This is a genomic window from Novimethylophilus kurashikiensis (assembly GCF_003112435.1).
GTDB classification, from domain to species: domain Bacteria; phylum Pseudomonadota; class Gammaproteobacteria; order Burkholderiales; family Methylophilaceae; genus Novimethylophilus; species Novimethylophilus kurashikiensis.
Map to the genome: position 1 here is coordinate 60045 of NZ_BDOQ01000004.1, position 18029 is coordinate 78073.

The 18029-nt window shown below is 58.5% G+C and carries 20 protein-coding genes; 6 read left to right on the forward strand and 14 right to left on the reverse strand.

Annotated elements, in window-relative coordinates; all coding sequences use genetic code 11:
• The 3 genes from aroQ to cutA form a co-directional block, all read right to left on the reverse strand.
• The gene (aroQ, locus tag NMK_RS07465) at window positions 1–477 is read right to left on the reverse strand and encodes a type II 3-dehydroquinate dehydratase (RefSeq protein ID WP_109015160.1); all 477 of its coding nucleotides are present in this window, start codon (window positions 475–477) and stop codon (window positions 1–3) included.
• A 126-nt stretch (window positions 478–603) separates the two neighbouring features.
• Window positions 604–2442 carry a protein-disulfide reductase DsbD gene (gene dsbD / locus NMK_RS07470; RefSeq protein WP_109015161.1) on the reverse strand — a complete coding sequence of 613 codons (1839 nt, stop codon included), beginning with the start codon at window positions 2440–2442 and terminating at the stop codon, window positions 604–606.
• Entirely contained in the window at window positions 2439–2753 is a 315-nt protein-coding gene (gene cutA / locus NMK_RS07475; protein ID WP_227871413.1) for a divalent-cation tolerance protein CutA, read from the reverse strand. Before cutA ends, dsbD begins: the two co-directional genes overlap by 4 nt.
• Before the next feature lie 13 nt (window positions 2754–2766).
• Between cutA and NMK_RS07480 the strand changes: the two genes are divergently transcribed.
• Window positions 2767–3150, forward strand: coding sequence for an FxsA family protein (locus tag NMK_RS07480; RefSeq protein ID WP_109015163.1), 384 nt, complete (start codon window positions 2767–2769; stop codon window positions 3148–3150).
• Window positions 3151–3250: 100 nt separating this feature from the next.
• Complete coding sequence (locus NMK_RS07485) at window positions 3251–4267, forward strand: CDP-6-deoxy-delta-3,4-glucoseen reductase (RefSeq protein ID WP_109015198.1); 1017 nt, start codon at window positions 3251–3253, stop codon at window positions 4265–4267.
• A gap of 81 nt (window positions 4268–4348) precedes the next feature.
• Here the strand turns inward: NMK_RS07485 and NMK_RS07490 are convergent, their stop codons facing one another.
• The 6 genes from NMK_RS07490 to NMK_RS07515 all read right to left on the reverse strand — a co-directional run bounded on the left by NMK_RS07490 (window position 4349) and on the right by NMK_RS07515 (window position 10180).
• Entirely contained in the window at window positions 4349–5533 is a 1185-nt protein-coding gene (locus tag NMK_RS07490) for a heme biosynthesis protein HemY (protein ID WP_109015164.1), read from the reverse strand.
• The gene (locus NMK_RS07495; protein ID WP_109015165.1) at window positions 5530–6579 is read right to left on the reverse strand and encodes a uroporphyrinogen-III C-methyltransferase; all 1050 of its coding nucleotides are present in this window, start codon (window positions 6577–6579) and stop codon (window positions 5530–5532) included. The genes NMK_RS07490 and NMK_RS07495 overlap by 4 nt, the downstream gene beginning before the upstream one ends.
• The gene (locus tag NMK_RS07500) at window positions 6576–7364 is read right to left on the reverse strand and encodes a uroporphyrinogen-III synthase (RefSeq protein WP_227871414.1); all 789 of its coding nucleotides are present in this window, start codon (window positions 7362–7364) and stop codon (window positions 6576–6578) included. The genes NMK_RS07495 and NMK_RS07500 overlap by 4 nt, the downstream gene beginning before the upstream one ends.
• On the reverse strand, window positions 7348–8292 hold the full coding sequence (gene hemC / locus NMK_RS07505) for a hydroxymethylbilane synthase (protein WP_109015166.1): 945 nt from the start codon (window positions 8290–8292) through the stop codon (window positions 7348–7350). The genes NMK_RS07500 and hemC overlap by 17 nt, the downstream gene beginning before the upstream one ends.
• A gap of 116 nt (window positions 8293–8408) precedes the next feature.
• Window positions 8409–9152, reverse strand: a complete 744-nt coding sequence (locus NMK_RS07510; RefSeq protein ID WP_109015167.1) for a LytR/AlgR family response regulator transcription factor — start codon at window positions 9150–9152, stop codon at window positions 8409–8411.
• Window positions 9149–10180: a sensor histidine kinase gene (locus NMK_RS07515; RefSeq protein ID WP_109015168.1), complete on the reverse strand. Its 1032-nt coding sequence runs from the start codon at window positions 10178–10180 to the stop codon at window positions 9149–9151. The genes NMK_RS07510 and NMK_RS07515 overlap by 4 nt, the downstream gene beginning before the upstream one ends.
• A 29-nt stretch (window positions 10181–10209) precedes the next feature.
• Between NMK_RS07515 and argH the strand changes: the two genes are divergently transcribed.
• Window positions 10210–11631, forward strand: coding sequence for an argininosuccinate lyase (argH, locus tag NMK_RS07520; RefSeq protein ID WP_109015169.1), 1422 nt, complete (start codon window positions 10210–10212; stop codon window positions 11629–11631).
• Between the two features lie 113 nt (window positions 11632–11744).
• Here argH and hemW read toward each other — a convergent pair whose 3' ends face one another.
• The 5 genes from hemW to NMK_RS07545 are packed head-to-tail and all read right to left on the reverse strand — an operon-like array spanning window position 11745 to window position 16116.
• Window positions 11745–12896 carry a radical SAM family heme chaperone HemW gene (gene hemW / locus NMK_RS07525; RefSeq protein ID WP_109015170.1) on the reverse strand — a complete coding sequence of 384 codons (1152 nt, stop codon included), beginning with the start codon at window positions 12894–12896 and terminating at the stop codon, window positions 11745–11747.
• Window positions 12893–13486, reverse strand: a complete 594-nt coding sequence (rdgB, locus tag NMK_RS07530; RefSeq protein ID WP_109015171.1) for an RdgB/HAM1 family non-canonical purine NTP pyrophosphatase — start codon at window positions 13484–13486, stop codon at window positions 12893–12895. Before rdgB ends, hemW begins: the two co-directional genes overlap by 4 nt.
• Window positions 13486–14205, reverse strand: coding sequence for a ribonuclease PH (rph, locus tag NMK_RS07535; protein WP_109015172.1), 720 nt, complete (start codon window positions 14203–14205; stop codon window positions 13486–13488). The genes rdgB and rph overlap by 1 nt, the downstream gene beginning before the upstream one ends.
• Window positions 14206–14221: 16 nt before the next feature.
• Window positions 14222–15169 carry a PP2C family protein-serine/threonine phosphatase gene (locus NMK_RS07540; protein ID WP_109015173.1) on the reverse strand — a complete coding sequence of 316 codons (948 nt, stop codon included), beginning with the start codon at window positions 15167–15169 and terminating at the stop codon, window positions 14222–14224.
• Entirely contained in the window at window positions 15166–16116 is a 951-nt protein-coding gene (locus NMK_RS07545; RefSeq protein WP_109015200.1) for a serine/threonine protein kinase, read from the reverse strand. Before NMK_RS07545 ends, NMK_RS07540 begins: the two co-directional genes overlap by 4 nt.
• Before the next feature lie 84 nt (window positions 16117–16200).
• Between NMK_RS07545 and NMK_RS07550 the strand changes: the two genes are divergently transcribed.
• Genes NMK_RS07550 through rpoZ form a run of 3 tightly spaced genes read left to right on the forward strand, consistent with a single transcriptional unit; the run spans window position 16201 to window position 17935 of the window.
• Window positions 16201–17067, forward strand: a complete 867-nt coding sequence (locus NMK_RS07550) for a YicC/YloC family endoribonuclease (RefSeq protein ID WP_109015174.1) — start codon at window positions 16201–16203, stop codon at window positions 17065–17067.
• On the forward strand, window positions 17067–17681 hold the full coding sequence (gene gmk, locus NMK_RS07555) for a guanylate kinase (RefSeq protein WP_109015175.1): 615 nt from the start codon (window positions 17067–17069) through the stop codon (window positions 17679–17681). The genes NMK_RS07550 and gmk overlap by 1 nt, the downstream gene beginning before the upstream one ends.
• 44 nt (window positions 17682–17725) lie before the next feature.
• Window positions 17726–17935 (forward strand): DNA-directed RNA polymerase subunit omega, encoded by a 210-nt coding sequence (gene rpoZ, locus NMK_RS07560; RefSeq protein WP_109015176.1) that lies wholly within the window; start codon window positions 17726–17728, stop codon window positions 17933–17935.
• Window positions 17936–18029 lie beyond the last annotated feature (94 nt).

Below are 18029 nucleotides of genomic sequence, written 5' to 3' on the forward strand. Positions count from 1 at the left end.
TTATCCTTGTTGACCCTTGATACGGTTGATGGCGAAATCCACGGCATATTCATAGCCAGCCGCACCTAGTCCGCAAACTACGCCAAGGGCGAGATCGGAAAAGTAAGAGTGGTGACGGAAGGCTTCACGAGCGTGGACGTTGGAAAGATGCACTTCGATAAACGGTGTCTTGACCGCTGCAATCGCGTCGCGCAAGGCAACGGAGGTATGGGTGAAGGCAGCGGGATTGATAATGATGAAATCGGCGGGGTGCTGGAACAAGGTATGGACTTTTTCGACCAGTTCGCCTTCGATGTTGCTCTGAAAGCTGTCTAGCCCGATACCGGCATTTTGCGCCTTGTCCGCAAGACGTTGATTGATGTTTTCCAGTGTATCGCGCCCGTAATGCTCAGGCTCCCTGACGCCTAGCAGGTTCAGGTTCGGCCCATGCAATACGAGTATGCGTTTAGCACTGTCGGCACCGGGTTTTGTCGTCATTTTCCTTCGATTTTCAGAACCCTCTAGAGGCGCAAGTTTGCCGCAATTAGCAACGAATTGTCCAGCAAAATTACCGAAATTGGCAGAAGTTGCTGCAGCAACAATATTATCTAGAGGGGAATTTCCTTAGCATTCAAGCGCTTTTGGGCAGTTGCGGTCTTTTGCCGCAAAAATACCGTTGAGCGTGACGAGAAACTGCTCAGCATCCTGGTATCCCACCACTTGCGTGACCATTTGACGGCCATTGGCATCAAAAAAGATGATGCCGGGAGGGCCGAATAAATTGAAACGTTCGAGCAAGGCGGCATCTTCTATCGTATTGGCGGTTACGTCTGCCTGCAATAACAGGGTGTTTTCCAGCATCTTGCCGACACGAGCATCGGAAAACGTGTTGCGTTCGAACTCCTTGCACGAGACGCACCAGTCGGCATAAAAGTCGAGCATCACACGCCGACCTTTTGCTGCCTGGATCGCCGCATCGAGTTCCGCAGTGCTCTTGATCCGCTTGAACGGCAAGGCATGCTCCGCAGGTGAAGCGTTTTTCCCGTTAAACAAGCCAGCCAGCGGCTGCAAAGGATCGCGACTGCCGGCGAAAGCCCCGATCAGCAAAGCGATTCCGGCTGTGAGGGCAATGACGCCGAACGCCTTGCCAAGCCGTTGTGCGGTTCCCGCATGGGGTGGCAAACCGTCCAATGCGTGCAGAAAAATGGCGACGCCGATCAGCAGGGCGGCCCATAGGCCCATGACGATGGCTGTTGGAAGCACGGGCGAAATCAACCAGACGGCAACCCCCAGCATGACAACCCCGAAGGCATTTTGCACCGATTTCATCCACGCACCGGCTTTGGGAAGCAACGCCCCTGCCGACAATCCCACTGCAAGCAACGGTACGCCCATGCCCAACGCCATGGTAAACAGGGCGACTCCGCCCAGTACCACGTCGTGCGTCTGGCCTATATATAAGAGCGCGCCGGCCAAGGGGGCCGCCACACAAGGGCTGACGATGAGTGCCGAGAGCGCGCCCATGATGAAGACACCTAAAAAACGCCCGCCCTTGATGCGGTTGGTCGTTTCGGCGATTTTCGATTCCATGCCGCTCGGCAGGCGCAATTCGTAGAACCCGAACATCGACAGCGCAAGCAGCACGAAAACAAGGGCTCCAGCGCCAAGTGCCCAAGGTGTTTGCAGCGCATTGCTGATCAAATGCCCGGAAAGTCCTGCGGCGATGCCGGCGATGGCATAAGTGACGGCCATGCCGAGGGTGTAAGCCAGGGAAAGATTGAAAGCATGGGTGCGGCTTGGATGTTGACCTTGGCCCACGATGATGCCGGACAAAATCGGGATCATGGGGAACACGCAGGGTGTAAAGGCCAGCAGCAGGCCGAAGCCGAAAAATCCGCTGGCGATCAGCCACAGCTTGCCGCCGCCCAGAAGCTGGCGCACTTGATCGGTTTCTCCAACACTTGTCGGAGTCGAAGCGCTGACGGTTTCGCTTGCGCCGATGTCGAAGGTTTTGCGGATCGGTGCGTAACACAAGCCTTTTTCGCTGCAACCTTGGTAGCTTGCCTGCAAGCTGATGCCCTCGGGCGGAATGCTTCCGGCTAGATGCAACGTGGCCTGGAAGCTATGGTGATACACCTCCATGTCGCCGAAATTGGGGTCGTGCTTCATCTCGCCAGGCGGCAAGTCGACACCTGCCAATTGGCCTTGCTTCAGTTTGAACGAAATGCGCTCGCGATATAGGTAGTAGCCCGGCGCAACCTCGAAATCCGCCTTCAATGTCTGCGGGTCTTGCCGCACGATGGAGAGCTTGAAGGCTTGTTCGGGTTTGAGGAAGTCGTTGCCAGATTCATTAAGCGCCGAGGTCGTCGGACCTGACACTTGCGGCGCTTCGCGTTCCGGCAACAATCCGGCCTGGGCCGTGCCCAGCCATAAACAAGTAAGGAGGAAAATTGTTCTAATCATGCTGTTTCTTGATAAACCCACTGCAAATAATCGGGCAGGCCGCCGCTGACTGGGACCGAGAGGATTTCCGGAAGTTCGTAAGGGTGATGGGCGCGAATGTACTGCTCGACTTCGGCATAGCGCGTCTCCGTCGTTTTGATCAACATGGGAATTTCCTCCGCGCTTTCCGTTTTGCCTTGCCAGTGGTAGATTGACCGGCAAGGTGCGAGCAGGTTGACGCAAGCCGCCAGCCGCGCCTCTACCAGTTGTTCCGCCACGCGCGAGGCTGTTTCGCGGTCCGGCCAGTTGCTCATCACAAGAATCGCAGTCATTAAGGAATTCCGCATGCGTTTGCTGTTAGTGCTCGCAATTTTACTCGCATTCCCCATTCTCGAGATTTATGTCATCGCCAAGCTGGCCGCAATATACGGCTGGTGGATGGCGCTCTATTTGCTGGTGACGGCGATTGCCGGCATCGCACTCATCAAGGAAGAGCGCTTTGCCGTGTTCGGTCGTATTTTCACCATGATGCAGCGCGGGCAGCATCCCATGCATGCCTTGTTCGCCAGTGCCCGTAAAGTGCTGGCTGGCTTGCTATTGCTGTTCCCAGGCGTCATCAGCGATGTCATCGCCATCATCCTGCTGCTGATCCCGATGCCACATACGGGCGTCAATCGTCCTGCTGCCAACGACGACATCATCGAGGGAGAATGGCGGCGAGAGGAATAGCCAAACGCAGAAACCCTTGTTAGGGCAGACAGTAAGGCGCTGTTAAGCTCAAATGGGGGGTATGGTAAACTTCCATTTTTGCGCTTTCCACTTCTATTCCATGTCTTTCCAGATCACGATTCAACCAAGCGGGCACCAATTCGCGGCCCAGGCTGACGACACCATTTTGAACGCTGCTCTGGAGGCCGGATTCACGTTGCCATACGGCTGCCGCAACGGTGCTTGTGGCGCTTGCAAAGGCACGGTACTGGAAGGCACGGTTGATCATGGCGATGCCCAGCCCAATGCCTTGTCATTGCAGGAAAAGGCCGAGGGCAAGGCGCTGTTCTGTTGCGCCAAGCCGACTTCTGCTTTGACCATTGAATGCCGCGAAGTCGGCCTCAAGGGCGGCATCCAGGCCAAGATTCTGCCGTGCCGGGTCGAAAAGAAAGTCCAACTGGCGCCCGACGTGATTGCCATGTATCTCAAACTGCCTGCTAACGAGCGTTTGCAATTCATGCCAGGCCAGTACGTCGAGTTCCTGCTCAAGGACGGTGCGCGTCGCGCCTTCTCGCTTGCCAACGCTCCGTTCGACGACCAGATGCTGGAACTCCACCTTCGCCTGATCCCCGGCGGCAAGTTCACCGAATACGTATTCAACGAGATGCCGGAAAAGGCCATCCTGCGCTTTGAAGGCCCGATGGGCACGTTCACCCTGCGCGAGGAAAGCGACAAGCCGATCATTTTCGTCGCCGGTGGCACAGGGTTTGCGCCTATCAAGGGCATCCTAGAGCACATGTTCCACCACAACATCCAGCGTGAGGTCGTGCTTTACTGGGGCGCACTGGCGCGGCAAGACTTGTATATGAACGACTTGCCAGAGCAGTGGGCAGCGCAGCATGCCAATTTCCGTTACATCCCCGTGCTATCCGAACCCAAGCCGGAAGACGACTGGACGGGCCGTACCGGGTTCGTGCACCAAGCTGTCCTGGATGATGGTTTCGACCTCAAGGACTACCAAGTCTATTGCTGTGGAGCGCCTGCGATGGTCGAGGCCGCGCACCGAGATTTCACAGCAAACGGTTTGCCTGAGGGTGAATTCTTCTCCGACGCTTTTACCTTCGCACCGAAAAAATAGTTTCAGGCCGCAAGAGGTATCAAATAAAAAAGCCGGGTTTCTCCCGGCTTTTTTGTTGTCTCTTCGCTAAACCCAATTGCGTTAAGCGTGCTCCTCCAGCTTGCGCTGCAGGCTAAGCCGGTAATGGCGATTGGCCTCGTTTTGATGCCCCAGTTGCTCCATGATTTGCGCCAGGGCAAGGTGGGCAGCGCTGTTTTCCTGCACGCTGAGGCTGGCTTCGAGATAGCTTTGCGCCTTGCCCCAGAGCTCGGTACGAATGCAAAGCTTGCCGAGCGAAAGCAGCAGCCCGGCATCGTTGTGATGTTCCTTCAACCAGAATTCGGCCTGTTCCAGTTGCTTGAGAGGCTCCGGGCTGTCGCATTCGCCGTAGTACTCGGCCAACAGACTGTCCCACTGCTTGGTCAGGCTCATTTCCACGATGCGAGCCGCCATTGCACCATCGTTGATGGCGCTGAATTGGCGTGCGGCAGCCAAGGCAATACGCGAATCCAATTGATCGTGCTCAGGCAGTTTTTGCCAATAGGCCAGCAGTAATGCAGGGTCGCTGCTCTTGCGTTGCAGCAGTTCCAGATGCGCCTGCAACTTCCACTGCTGCGCGATCACGGGTTCGATGCCGCCGCGTTTTTCAAGTTGATGGATCAGCGACAGGACTTCTTCCCAGTCGCCCAGTTGGCGGCGGGCCTTGAGTTCCAAGTGCAGCGCCGGCAGGTGGCGCGCCTCGTTTTTCTCCAATTGGCCGACGGTATCGAGCGCCGAGGAGAAGCGTCGTTGGTCGAGCAGCAGCTCGGCCTGGCAGAGAAGCCGCGCTGTTTCGGCATCGGGTGCCAGTCGCTCGGCTTCGGCGAGGTAATAGTCGCGCCGCTCGAAATTCTTGAGCTTGTGCGAAGCGCGTGCCGCAACCAGTGTCCCAACCAGCGGGTCAGCGCCTAGGGACAGTGCCTGGGCAGCCGATTTTTCGGCCTTGCCGTAACGGCCCTCAGCCAGTGCCTTGAGGCTTTCCATGAGGGCGGCGGAGGCATCACGTTCGCGGCGCTCGCGCTTGAATGCTTTCACCTTGTCCGGTAACTGTAGTGTGTATGAGGTCAGGCGCAGTAGGCTGTGCACGATAAAGAACGTCATCACGACCAGCAGCAGGAACAGGCTGGTCGAGAGCTCAATGCGGTACGGCGGTTGTACCAGCAGCACGTAGCCGTTGCCTTGACCGACCAGGAGCGGTACGGCGACGGCCGCACCGGCGACGAGTAACAGCCAAACCAGGAGCTTCACTTGCTGCCCTTTTCCAGCGAGAGTTTGTACCGGCTGGCTGCGTTCAGACTTTCGCTGATATCAGGGAGCTGGATATTGATGATGTTGCTGGCCAATTGGCGGATGGTCGCAAGCGTGGCTTGCACGTTCTGGTCGGACGTGTCGAAGTGGCGTTTCAGCCATTCGTCGGCCGCACGCAGGTCGGCGTGGTAGCTGGAATCGTCGTGCTGTAGCAGTGCGATACGCGCCGTCAAAAGACGCAGACGTAGGTTCTCCCGTAGGAAGAAAGATTGCTCTGGTGTCAAAAGGGGCGGTTCGGGGCGGTCGATGCGTTCGATACGCACCAATTGGCGAATGTCGTGCCAAACCTCGCCCGCCAGGCGGCGCCAGGCGTTGGTTTCATAATCGGGTGCCAGCTGGTCGTTGGTATTGCGCGGATGATGCTCACTGATCAGCGGCAGCTTTTCGACAGCGGCCGCCATGCCTTCCAGACGCAGGCTGGTGCCCACGATATCGACAGCCGGCACGGCCTGGAGGCGCTCGATGTCGCGGCCGATGAGCTTGCGCAGCTGGATGGCCTGCGGCTTGTCGATTTGCTGTAAGCGCATGTCCGCCGTTTGCATCGCCATCAAGGCACTCTTCAGATTGCCGGCCAGTTGCAGTTGCTCGCTCGCCATGACCAATAGCTGTTCGGCTTCGGCCACCAAGCGCTCGTCGCGGTTGTTGGCGAATTCCTGGTATAAGGTCTGCAACGCGTCCTGCTGGCTTTGGGATTCAGCCAGCTTTTGGTCGAGCAAGGCCAGTCGGGCGGCGGTCTGGGTGCTGGTTTCCTGTGCCTGCTTGGCGAGCAGCTCGCTTTCGCGGTTGCGTGTATCGAACTCGCTCAACTTCTGGGTGAGGCTGTATTCCATGGCGTTGAGACGCTGGCGATTGTCCAGCCATTGCCAGGCCAGCAGGGCGAGCGCCGCGAGTGCGACAATCAAGGCGAGGCTTTGCGCCGACATGCCGCGGGACGGCTCGGCAGGCGGAATTGCCTGGGCGGTAGGTTCGGTATCGGTTTCGCTCATGTGGATAACATTTCTTGTTTATGCTCGACCAGCGCGGCCAGCATTCCCGCGTCTCCCGGCTTGGTCGCAACCGTGGCCTTGAGTCCGTGGCTCATCGCCGTTTCTGCGATGCGCGGATGATTCACGAACAGTGTTGTCTGTTGCAGCCAGGCGCGATCTGTACCGGCGAGCGCGATGAGATTGCGCAACGCTTCGCTGCTGGTGACGACGATGGCATGCAATCGGCCTTGCTCTCGCCGATGTTTCAGTTCACCGGCATCCTGCTGCGGATTGATGCGTCGGTAGGACTCGGCCATCACGACATCGGCGCCTCGTTTTCGCAAGGTATCGGCCAGCAATTCCCGGCCTTGCTCGCCGCGAAAAATCAGGCATCGCTTGCCTGCTACATCCTGCATTTCGGGCAAGTTTAGCAGACTTTCGCTATCGAATCGGTCTTGGGGAATCAGCACATCGCGAATGCCGAAGCGCGCTAATTCGGCTTGGGTAGAAGGCCCGATGCCGGCGCACCGCAAGTTGGCAGGCCAGTCGTGCCGGGTAAGCAGACGACTCAGGCTGTGCTCGACGGCGTTAGTGCTGATAAATACGGCCCAGTCGAACTTGCCGAGATCGGCCGTGACTGCGTCGAAAGCCGTGTAATCCTGAAGCGGAACAATTTCCAGTAGCGGAAAGAGAATGGCCTCACCACCGGCCTTGGCAACGCTGTTGGCAAGAGCCTGCGCTTGATCCTTGGGCCGGGTGATGGCGATGCCGCAACCGGACAGCGGCAAGTCAGGCGTGTTGCTCAAGCTCGGCCAGGATGGAGTCTGCGCCTTGCACGATCAAGGCTTGGGCCAATTCGCCGCCCAAGGCTTCGGCGCTGCTTTCGGGACCGGAAACTTCGGCGCGCACCATGCGCTTCCCGTCGATGCTGGCGACAAAGCCGCGCATGTTGAGACGGCCGTTTTCGCTGCTTGCAAAAGCTCCCAACGGTACTTGGCAACTGCCCGCCAAAGCGCGGCTCATGGCGCGTTCCGCAATGATGCAGGCGGCGGTTTCGGGGTGATTGAGCGGCGCCAGTAGCGCCATCATGTCGTCGCGACCGGCACGAATCTCGATGCCAAGGGCGCCTTGTCCCACGGCAGGAATGCTTTGTTCCGGGGCGATGTAAGCGCGGATGCGGGACTCCAGTCCCAAGCGCTTTAAACCGGCAGCGGCCAGGATGATGGCGGCGTATTGGCCTTCGTCCAGCTTGCGCAGCCGCGTTTGCAGGTTGCCGCGCAGGGATTCGATTTTCAGATGCGGGAAGCGTGCCATCAATTGGCTTTGACGACGCAAGCTGGAGGTGCCGACGATGCTGCCTTCTGGCAACGCCTCAAGATTGGCGTGATCATTAGAAACGAAGGCATCGCGCGGATCTTCGCGTTCGCCGATGGCCGCCAGGGCAAAGCCTTCGGGCAAATTCATCGGCACGTCTTTCATGGAATGCACGGCAAGGTCGGCGCGGCCGTCTTCCAACGCTTGTTCCAGTTCCTTCACGAACAACCCCTTGCCGCCAATACGAGCGAGCGGGGAGTCGAGAATCTGATCGCCGGTGGTGGTCATGCCGAGAATCTCGACCTGGGTCTGCGGATAGAGCGCTTGCAGGCGGGCCTGGATATGGTGCGCTTGCCACAGTGCCAAGGCGCTTTCGCGGGTAGCGATGACAATGCGTGAAGGTTGGGTTGCGGTATTCAAGACGTAGAACCGTTATTTGCGGAAAGTGAATTCTAACATGCGTGCCGAATGGGCATGAGCGCGAGCCTTCTCGGCTTAGTCATACGAGAAATGACCTCTCGCCTGGCGATCAAAGCCTAGCCAGAAAATTCCCGCACGATGTGTTGTTGCCTGCGGCTGACCGGCATGGTTTCGCCCAATCCCTTGAGCAATACCACCCAGTGAACTTCTCCGTCTGCTTCCTGCTTGCGCTCGAATCCTTGCACTGCTTCACGCGTGACCAGGCAACTGCGGTGGATGCGCAAGAATCGTTCAGGGAATTCCTGCTCGATCCGGTTGAGCGAATCTTCCAGCAGGTATTCGCGTTCGGCGGTACGCAAGGTGATGTATTTCAGCTCGGCCCGGAGATAAATAACATCCTTGACCGGCACCAACAGCACACGGCCACGTTCGTGAATGCTGAAATGGGTACGTTGCGGCGCAAGGCTTTGGATCGCTTCCAGCTGGGCAGGGCGCAATACCTGGGCTTTGGCGAGCGCAGCACGCAGCCGCTCGATGCGGATAGGTTTCAGCAAGTAATCGACGGCGTTCAATTCGAAAGCCTGCAGGGCATGGCTGTCGTAGGCCGTCGTGAAAATGATGGCGGGCGGTCGATACAGTTTTTGCGCGTGTTCCGCGGCTTCGATGCCGTCCATCACTGGCATGCGGATATCGAGCAGCAGCACGTCCGGTAACAATTCCGATGCCATCGATAGCGCCTCGCGCCCATTCGCGGCTTCGCCGGTGATGGTCACGTTGGGGATGTCGGTCAACAGCACGCGCAACCGGCTGCGCGCTGGCGGTTCGTCGTCGGCGATTAATACCTTGAGTTCGGCGTTCATTCGGTACGGTAGGGAATGACGATATGCACTTGGTAGCGATCCTCTGTGACCTTGGCGGACAAGCTGGCCTCGTAATCGAAGTGCAGCGCCAGCCGTTCGCGGATATTGGTGAGCGCCATTTTATTACCGGCGTGGTGCGAGCCTTCCTTTCGGTAAGGATTGGAAAGTACGGCATGCACCTGGTCGCGTGCAAGGTAGATGTTAATGACAATCTCCCCGCCTTCGCCCACGGGTTCGATGCCGTGATAGACAGCATTTTCCAGCAGCGGCTGCAACACCAGCGGAGGGATGAGGGCGTCCGCGGGCATCTTGTCGATATGCCAGGTGACCTTGAGACGTTCGTCCAGGCGAAGTTTTTCGAGGTCTAGATATTGCCGGCAAAGCGCCAGCTCGGATTCCAACGGCACCAGGTTACGGTTGTCCGCCATCAGCACGCGGAAGAGGTCGGCCATGTCTTCCAGCGCCCGTTCTGCTCGTTGCGGGTCCATTCGAATGAGCGACAGCACCGCATTGATGCTGTTGAACAGGAAATGGGGGCGAATGCGCGCTTGCAAAGCTTGCAGTCGCGCTTCGGTAAAGGCCGGCGACAAAGCGCGATTGCGCAGGTTGAAGTACACCAGCAGTACGGCGCACGCCATGATCGTCAGTACCATCCATCGCCCCAGCGTTTCGGTGCCGTCAGCCCCTAATGTGCGGGCCATCAATGTCCACAGCAACCACACCACGACAAGTTCGATCCCCAGCACGCTGATAACTCCCAGCCTGTAAGGGAGCTTGGTGATTTGAGGGCTCAGGATAAACAGCAGCAACAGGCTGCACAGCAGGATGGGCTGCAACAGGGCCGAGATGGAAAGCAGCTCGTTCCAGGTATCTTGCAAACCCGTACTGCGCAGGACTGCGGCAGACAGCCCCATCAGGTTGACGATAACCAGCGCACGCAGACAAAAGCCGAGATTGCGAAAGTCCGGAAGCCGGACCGTGATAGGCAGAGGCGGGGTGGGGCGTAGATTTTGTTTTATACTAGCCATCGTTTAATTGTTATTGATGATGAGCTGGCATGCAAGATAAAAACAAGGGTTGGTCTGGGCGTTTTTCGGAGCCCGTCGATGCGCTGGTCAAGCGCTATACCGCTTCCGTGATGTTCGATAAACGTCTCGCCGAATTCGATATTCAGGGTTCGTTGGCCCACGCAGGCATGCTGGCTGCGCAAGGCATTATTGCGCAGGAAGACCTTTCCGCGATTCAGCGCGGCATGGCAGAGATTCTGGAAGAAATTCGTAGCGGCGACTTCGAATGGTCGCTCGATCTCGAAGACGTGCATCTCAATATCGAAAAGCGTTTGACCGACAAGGTGGGCGATGCCGGCAAGCGTCTGCATACGGCCCGTTCGCGCAACGACCAGGTGGCGACCGATGTGCGCCTTTGGCTGCGTGCCGCCGTGGACGACATCCTAGTCCTAATCCGCGAATTACAGATGTCTATCCTCGACCTGGCTGAACTGCATGCCGATACGCTGATGCCCGGCTTTACGCATTTGCAAGTCGCTCAACCTGTGACGTTCGGACATCACCTAATGGCGTATTTCGAAATGCTGAAGCGCGATGCGGGACGCCTAGCGGATTGTCGTAAGCGTATCAATCGTCTGCCGTTGGGGGCTGCTGCCTTAGCCGGCAGCGGATATCCCGTAGATCGTGAAATGGTGGCGCGCACCTTAGGGTTCGACGGCGTCTGTGAGAACTCGTTGGATGCCGTGTCCGATCGCGATTTCGCTATCGAGTTTACCGCCGCCTCCTCGCTCATCATGACGCATCTATCGCGCTTTTCCGAAGAGCTCATCTTGTGGTCCAGCCCGCGCTTCGGTTTCGTGGATATTGCTGACCGCTACTGCACCGGCTCGTCCATCATGCCGCAGAAAAAGAACCCCGACGTGCCCGAGCTGGTGCGCGGCAAGACCGGTCGCGTCAACGGCCATCTCGTCGCGCTGCTGACCCTGATGAAAGGCCAGCCGCTGGCCTACAACAAGGACAACCAGGAGGACAAGGAAGGCTTGTTTGATACCGTCGATACGCTGATCGACACGCTGACCATCTACGCCGACATGCTGCGTCCGCCAGTGGTGGAGAACGGCGTAGTGGTGAAAGCCGGTTTCAAGGTCAACAAGGAGGCCATGCGCCGCGCTGTGCTCGAAGGTTTTGCCACGGCCACCGATCTTGCCGATTACCTGGTGAAGAAGGGGCTGCCCTTCCGCGATGCCCACGAGGCGGTCGCCCGTGCAGTGCGGCATGCCGAAAGCAAGGGCTGTGATTTGGCAGACCTGCCTTGGGATGAATTGCGCCAGTTCTCCGATCTGGTTGCTGAAGACGTGCACGCCGTGCTGACGCCGGAAGGCTCGTTGGCGAGCCGCAAGCACATCGGCGGCACGGCGCCTGAACAGGTGCGTCAGGCCATTGCCCGGGCGCGCGAAGCGTTGAAAGACTAAGTTTTAACCGCCGGCGGGTTCTCTCGCCTGCGGTTTTCCACTCGAAGGCCGCTCGTCGCGGCCAATTTTATAGACCGCGTCCTGCGGTCGATTCTACAACCCGCGTATCGCGGTCAATCCGTCAAAAACAGTTGGAGCAGTTCGTTGAGATAGCGCTGTCCGCGCTTCGTTGGCGCGATGTGCAGGTGGTCGCGGGTGACAAGGCCTTTTTGTTGCGCTTCTTCCAGTGCTGGGTTGACCAGGCTGATCGGCTGCCCCGTCCGCTCCTGAAACAGCGCGACCGGAAAGCCGTTCGTGAGTCGTAGCGCATTCATCATGAATTCGAATCCCAAGTCCTGCCGAGTCAGCTGGCGCTCTTCGTCGAGGTGGGTGCCGGTGTCCACGCCCTTGAGGTAAGCGTTGGGATGCTTGACGCGGGCTTGCCGCAAGATGCGGTCCGCGAAGCTGATTTTCGAATGGGCGCCTGCCCCGATCCCCAGATAGTCGCCGAATTGCCAATAGTTGAGATTGTGCCGGCACTGCTTGTTGTGCCGGGAGAATGCCGAGGTTTCATAATGCCCGTAACCAGCCGAGGCCAGTTCTGCCTCGATGGCTTCCTGCATGTTGGCGCTGGTGTCGTCGTCAGGCAGCGGCGGCGGCTGGTGGTGGAAGGCGGTGTTGGGCTCCAGCGTGAGGTGGTAGGCCGAAATATGCTGCGGGCCGAACGCGATGGCGGTGCGGATGTCGCTGAGGGCGTCGTCCAGGCTTTGCCGCGGCAGGGCATACATGAGGTCGAGGTTGACGTTGTCGAAGGTGTGGAGCGCGATATCCACGGCGCGGCGTGCTTCATTGCCGTCGTGGATGCGGCCGAGCGACTTGAGGTAATCCGCGTTGAAGCTCTGGATGCCGACGGAGAGCCGCGTGATGCCGGCATCACGGAAGGCCTTGAATTTTTCAATCTCGAACGTGCCCGGATTGGCTTCCAGCGTGATTTCTAAATCGTAGACCAGCGGCAGCAGCGCCCGCATGCGGCTCATGAAGTCGTCCAGGGCTTCGGCTGACAACAAGCTTGGAGTCCCGCCGCCGAAGAACACCGTATGAATCTTGCGACCCCATATCAAGGGCAGCGCCTGCTCCAGGTCGCGGATCAGGGCGTCGATGTAGGCTTGCTGTGGTACCTCTCCGCGCGCCTCGTGCGAGTTGAAATCGCAATAAGGACATTTGCGTACGCACCACGGGATGTGGACGTACAAGGAAAGCGGCGGCAGCGAGGTCAGTTGAATCACAACGGATAAAGCTTGAGCTTCTCCAGCAGTGCAGCCATGGCTTTGCCGCGGTGGCTGATGCGGTTCTTGATATCGTGCGGCAACTCGGCGACGGTCTTGCCCTGGCTGGGATCGAGTACCAGCGGATCGTAGCCGAAACCGCCTTCACCGCGCGGTTCGCTAAGAATTTCTCCATGCCAGGCGCCCTCGGCGATGATAGGCTGCGGATCGTCCGCGTGCCGTACCAACACTAATACGCAGTAGTAATGCGCCGCACGGTTGGTTTGACCCTGCATGTCGGCCAGCAGTTTCTCGTTGTTGCGGGCATCCGAACGGGGCTCGCCGGCAAAACGGGCGGAAAAGACGCCGGGGGCGCCTCCCAAGGCATCCACGCAAATGCCGGAATCGTCCGCCAGTGCCGGCTGGCCGGTAATCCGGCTCGCGTGGCGGGCCTTGGCGAGGGCGTTTTCGACGAAAGTGATATGCGGTTCTTCTGCTTCCGGCACGTTGAACTCGGCCTGCGGCCGGACATCGATACCCAACGGTGCCAGCAGTTGGTTGAACTCGCGCAGTTTCCCAGCGTTGCCGGAGGCGATCACCAGCGTTTTCATCACGCCAGTCCGAGGGCTGCTTTTTGATAGGCGATGAGCTGGCGGATGCCGCTATCGGCGAGATCGAGCATGGCGTTCATCTCAGTGCGGGCGAACGGCTCGCCTTCGGCCGTGCCCTGGATTTCGACGAAGCCGCCGCTACCGGTCATGACCACGTTCATGTCGGTATCGCAATCGGAGTCCTCAAGGTAGTCGAGGTCCAGCACCGGTGTGCCCTTGTAAACGCCAACGGAAATGGCGGCGACAAAGTCACGGATGGGCGAAGTAGCGATGAGCTGTTTTTGCAGCAGCACGTCGACGGCGTCGTGCAGGGCTACGAAAGCGCCAGTGATGCTGGCGGTGCGCGTGCCGCCGTCGGCCTGGATCACATCGCAATCTAGCTGGATGGTGCGCTCGCCCAAGAGGTCGAGATTGACTACGGCACGCAGGCTGCGCCCTATCAGCCGCTGGATTTCCTGCGTGCGGCCGGTTTGCTTGCCGCGGGCGGCTTCGCGGTCCATGCGTGTGCCGGTGGAGCGGGGCAGCATGCCGTATTCGGCGGTCAGCCAGCCCTGGTTTTTGCCTTTAAGGAAGCCTGGGACCTTTTCGTCGATGCTGGCCGTGCAAAGCACGTGCGTGTCGCCGAACTTGACCAGTACCGAGCCTTCGGCGTGGCGGGTGTAGCGGCGGATGATTTCGATGTTGCGCAATTGCCCGGGGGCGCGCTGGCTGGGACGCATAATGAACCTCTGAAAACTATTTGGATAAAGTCTTTTTGATCGCGGCCTGGATCTCGGCGATCGATGATTCGATATATTCGTCGCTGAGATCGTCTTCCGACGTATCAGAGACAACGATCTGGCTTGCCTCATCTTCACCGCGTTCCGGTGGTAGCACCATGATGGTGGTCTTGATGTCCATGGGCATGGTGGCCGTCGAAATCTCAGGCAAATTCTGCATGCTGTCGCTGTCACCCCAGTTGAGCGCGATGGCGCTCGAATTGTCGCCGTACTTGCCTGCACGCAGTTCAGCGAGGTCCATCAGTCCAGGGAGGGTGTCGGTTACTGCTCCGCGACTCAGCATCTCGGCCAACTCTTCCTCTTCGAGCTGCGACCACAGGCCGTCGGTGCACAGCATCACGATGTCGCCGGGGCGTAAAGCGCGCTTGATAGCGAGTTCCGGTTGCGGAGGCGTGCTGGCGCCGAGGCAGTTGTACACCTTGTTGCGCTCCGGATGACGCGGCAGATCGTCTTTGCTGATGAGCCCTTTGCGAAAGAGTAGCTGGACTTTGGAGTGGTCCTCCGTGCAGAAAATCACTTTGCCGTCGCGCAAGTGGTAAAGCCGCGAGTCGCCGACGTGCACGCAATAGAGCTCATCGTGCTGCATGATGGCGACCACCAGTGTAGTGCGCGGCGTTTCGAGCAGTTCCTTGTTGGCGGCATAGTCCAGAATGGCCGTTTGCACGGCGTTGATATGCTCCACCAAGAAAGCGAATGGATCGTTCAGAAACGGATTGGCTTCGCGTTGGAAGGCTTCCGTCAACATCTGGGTAGCGAAGCGTGCTGCGATCTCGCCATGTAGGTGTCCGCCCATGCCATCGGCCACGACGACGAGAAGCGCATCTTTACTGTAGGAATAGGCGATGCTGTCCTGGTTATGCGGACGCGGACCCTGCCGGCTTTTCTGGAATATGGTGAACTTCATGATTTCAAGGCGCTCAATTTAGCGCGCAACGAGGAAAACAGCGAATTTTTTTGTGGTTGTGTTTGGATCGCGATGTCTTCCAACAACGCTTTTTGCAGGGCAAATACGCTTTGCGGGCGTTTCAGGTGATCCAGTTCGAGGCACCAGTCGATGGTTTCCAGCAGGTGTGTGGAATAGATGCCTTTGCCGACTTGCACCGCCGGGGTCAGCTTATCGAGCTTGATGCGATCGTCGGCGGGAGGCGGTGGAGAGCGCGTCAGGCAGGCATACATCGTCGCGCCGATGCTGTAGATGTCGCTCCACGGACCCAAGCCCTCGCGATTGGAATACTGCTCGGGAGCCGCGTAGCCGGGTGTGTAGGTGGGTGCCAGGCTGGGCGGCGCATCGCTCAAACCCTGGCGCGCCGAGCCGAAATCGAGCAGCACCGGCGAGCCGTCGATACGCAGGTAGATGTTGGCCGGCTTGATGTCGAGATGCAGCAGTTTGTGGGTGTGGACTTCGCGCAGCCCGGTGAGTAGTTCGCCGAACACGCGTCGCACGAAGTTTTCCGTCACTGGCTGCGGCTGCATCTGGATGTGGGTTTGCAGCGAACGCCCCCGTTCGTACTGCATCACCATGTAGACGGTATCGTTGGCGCGGAAGAAGTTGATCACCCGCACGATGTTGCGGTGGTCGATCCGGGCGAGCGCCCGGCCTTCCTCGAAAAAGCTTTTCATGCCTTGGCGAAAATAGCCCAGGGCTTCGTCCGAAGCTGCGACCACGGAATTGCCTTCCACCCGCAATGCCAGCGCACTCGGCAGGTATTCCTTGATTGCTACGGCTTGGCCGTCCTGGTCGTGTGCCAGATAGACGTAGCTGAAGCCGCCCCCGCTCAACACTTTGTCGATGCGGTATTCCTGCAGCTGGTAGCCCACGGGCAAAGAATGGTTGGGTGGTTGGGCGGACATGATGTGCATGTTAAGAGGCCGGGGTATTTTGTCATGAAATGGGCCGCATTTGATAAGATGGAGCCTCTTCAGGAGACAAATGGCATGATTTTTAGTATGACCGGCTTTGCTGCAGTGCAGCGGGAAACTTCCGGCGGAACGCTGGCGCTGGAGTTGCGGTCGGTCAACCACCGCTACCTCGAGCTGCATCTGCGGTTGGACGACACCATGCGCGTTTTCGAACCGCAACTGCGCGAGGGCATCGCCGCCAAGCTTGGGCGCGGCAAGGTCGAATGTCGCGCTAATCTGCTCACGTCCACCGGTAAATCCGTACCGGCCGAATTAAGCGCTGCGTCACTGGAGCAATTGGCCCAGCTCAGCACTACCGTACAAAAGTACTTTCCGCAAAGCCAGCCGCTGACAGTCGCCGACATCCTTCGTTGGCCCGGCGTGCTGGCGACTGACGATATTTCTTCCGAGGCGCTTGCCGCCGATTTCGCGGCCGCGCTGGAACAGGCGTTGGATGAGCTTGCAGCTTCGCGTGCTCGAGAAGGAGAAAAGCTCGCCGCAGTGATTCTCGATCGCGTGGCGCAGATGGAAGCGCTGGTGGCCAAGACGCGTCCCTTGCTGCCCGCTTTGTTGCGCGCTTATCAGGAAAAGCTGGAAGCTCGCATCCGCGAAGTGCTCGAAACCGCCGACGATGCGCGCATTCACCAAGAGTTGGCGCTTTACGCCCAGAAGATCGACGTGGACGAAGAGCTGGAACGCCTGACCGCGCATCTCAAGGAGGTGCGGCGCGTCGTGGGCGGCGGCGGGGCCATCGGCAAGCGACTCGATTTCCTCATGCAGGAACTCAATCGTGAGGCGAACACACTGGGCTCCAAATCTGTTTCCAGTGAAACCTCGCAAGCCTCGATGGAGCTCAAGGTGCTCATCGAGCAAATCCGCGAACAAGTTCAAAACATCGAATAATGAAAACCTTCGGCAATCTTTTTATCGTGACTGCGCCGTCCGGCGCCGGCAAGACCAGCCTCGTGCGCAAGCTGTTGCAGACTGATCCGCATGTCAAGCTGTCTATTTCCTACACTACCCGGCCGCCGCGTCCGGGTGAGCAGGACGGGGTGGATTATCACTTTGTGGACAAGGCTGAGTTCCTGCGTATGCTGGAAGCAGGGGAGTTCCTGGAGAGTGCAGAAGTGCACGGCTCCTATTACGGAACTTCGCAACGCTGGGTGCAGGGTGTGCTGCAGGAAGGCGAGGACCTGCTGCTGGAGATTGATTGGCAGGGTGCCGAGCAGGTGCGCAACTTGTTCCCGTATGCGGTTAGCGTGTTCATTCTGCCGCCTTCGCAAGAGGAGCTCAGCAAGCGGCTCCACGGACGCGGCCAGGATTCGGCGGAGGTTATCGCGCGGCGTCTCGCCAATGCCCGCGAGGAGATCAGCCATGTGGCCGAATTCGAGTATGTTATAATTAACGATCAATTTGACGAGGCGCTCCGCGATTTGCAGGCCATCGTTCGGGCCAAGCGCCTGAAGACCGATAAGCAATTGCGCCGGCACGCCGAACTGGTCAACCGCTTCAAGTGACATCTGCTATCGGATGTCCAAAATCCAACGCAGGATAAATAACTATGGCACGTATTACCGTCGACGATTGTCTCGAAAGAATCCCCAACCGTTTTCATCTGACGCTGGCTGCCGCCTACCGCGCACGCCAGGTAGCTAACGGCTCCGAGCCGTTGGTTAACTTCGTTGAAAAGGACAAGCCGACCGTGATCGCCCTGCGCGAAATCGCTGCCGGCAAGGTGGGCCTGGAAATCCTCAACCGAGGCCAGGCCTAATAGCGGCTAACAAAATGAATTCGCTAGTGCCGGCGGCGTTGCTCCACCTTGCCGTACAGCCCGTACTGTCTACGGTGTCGCGCCTTGCCAGCCC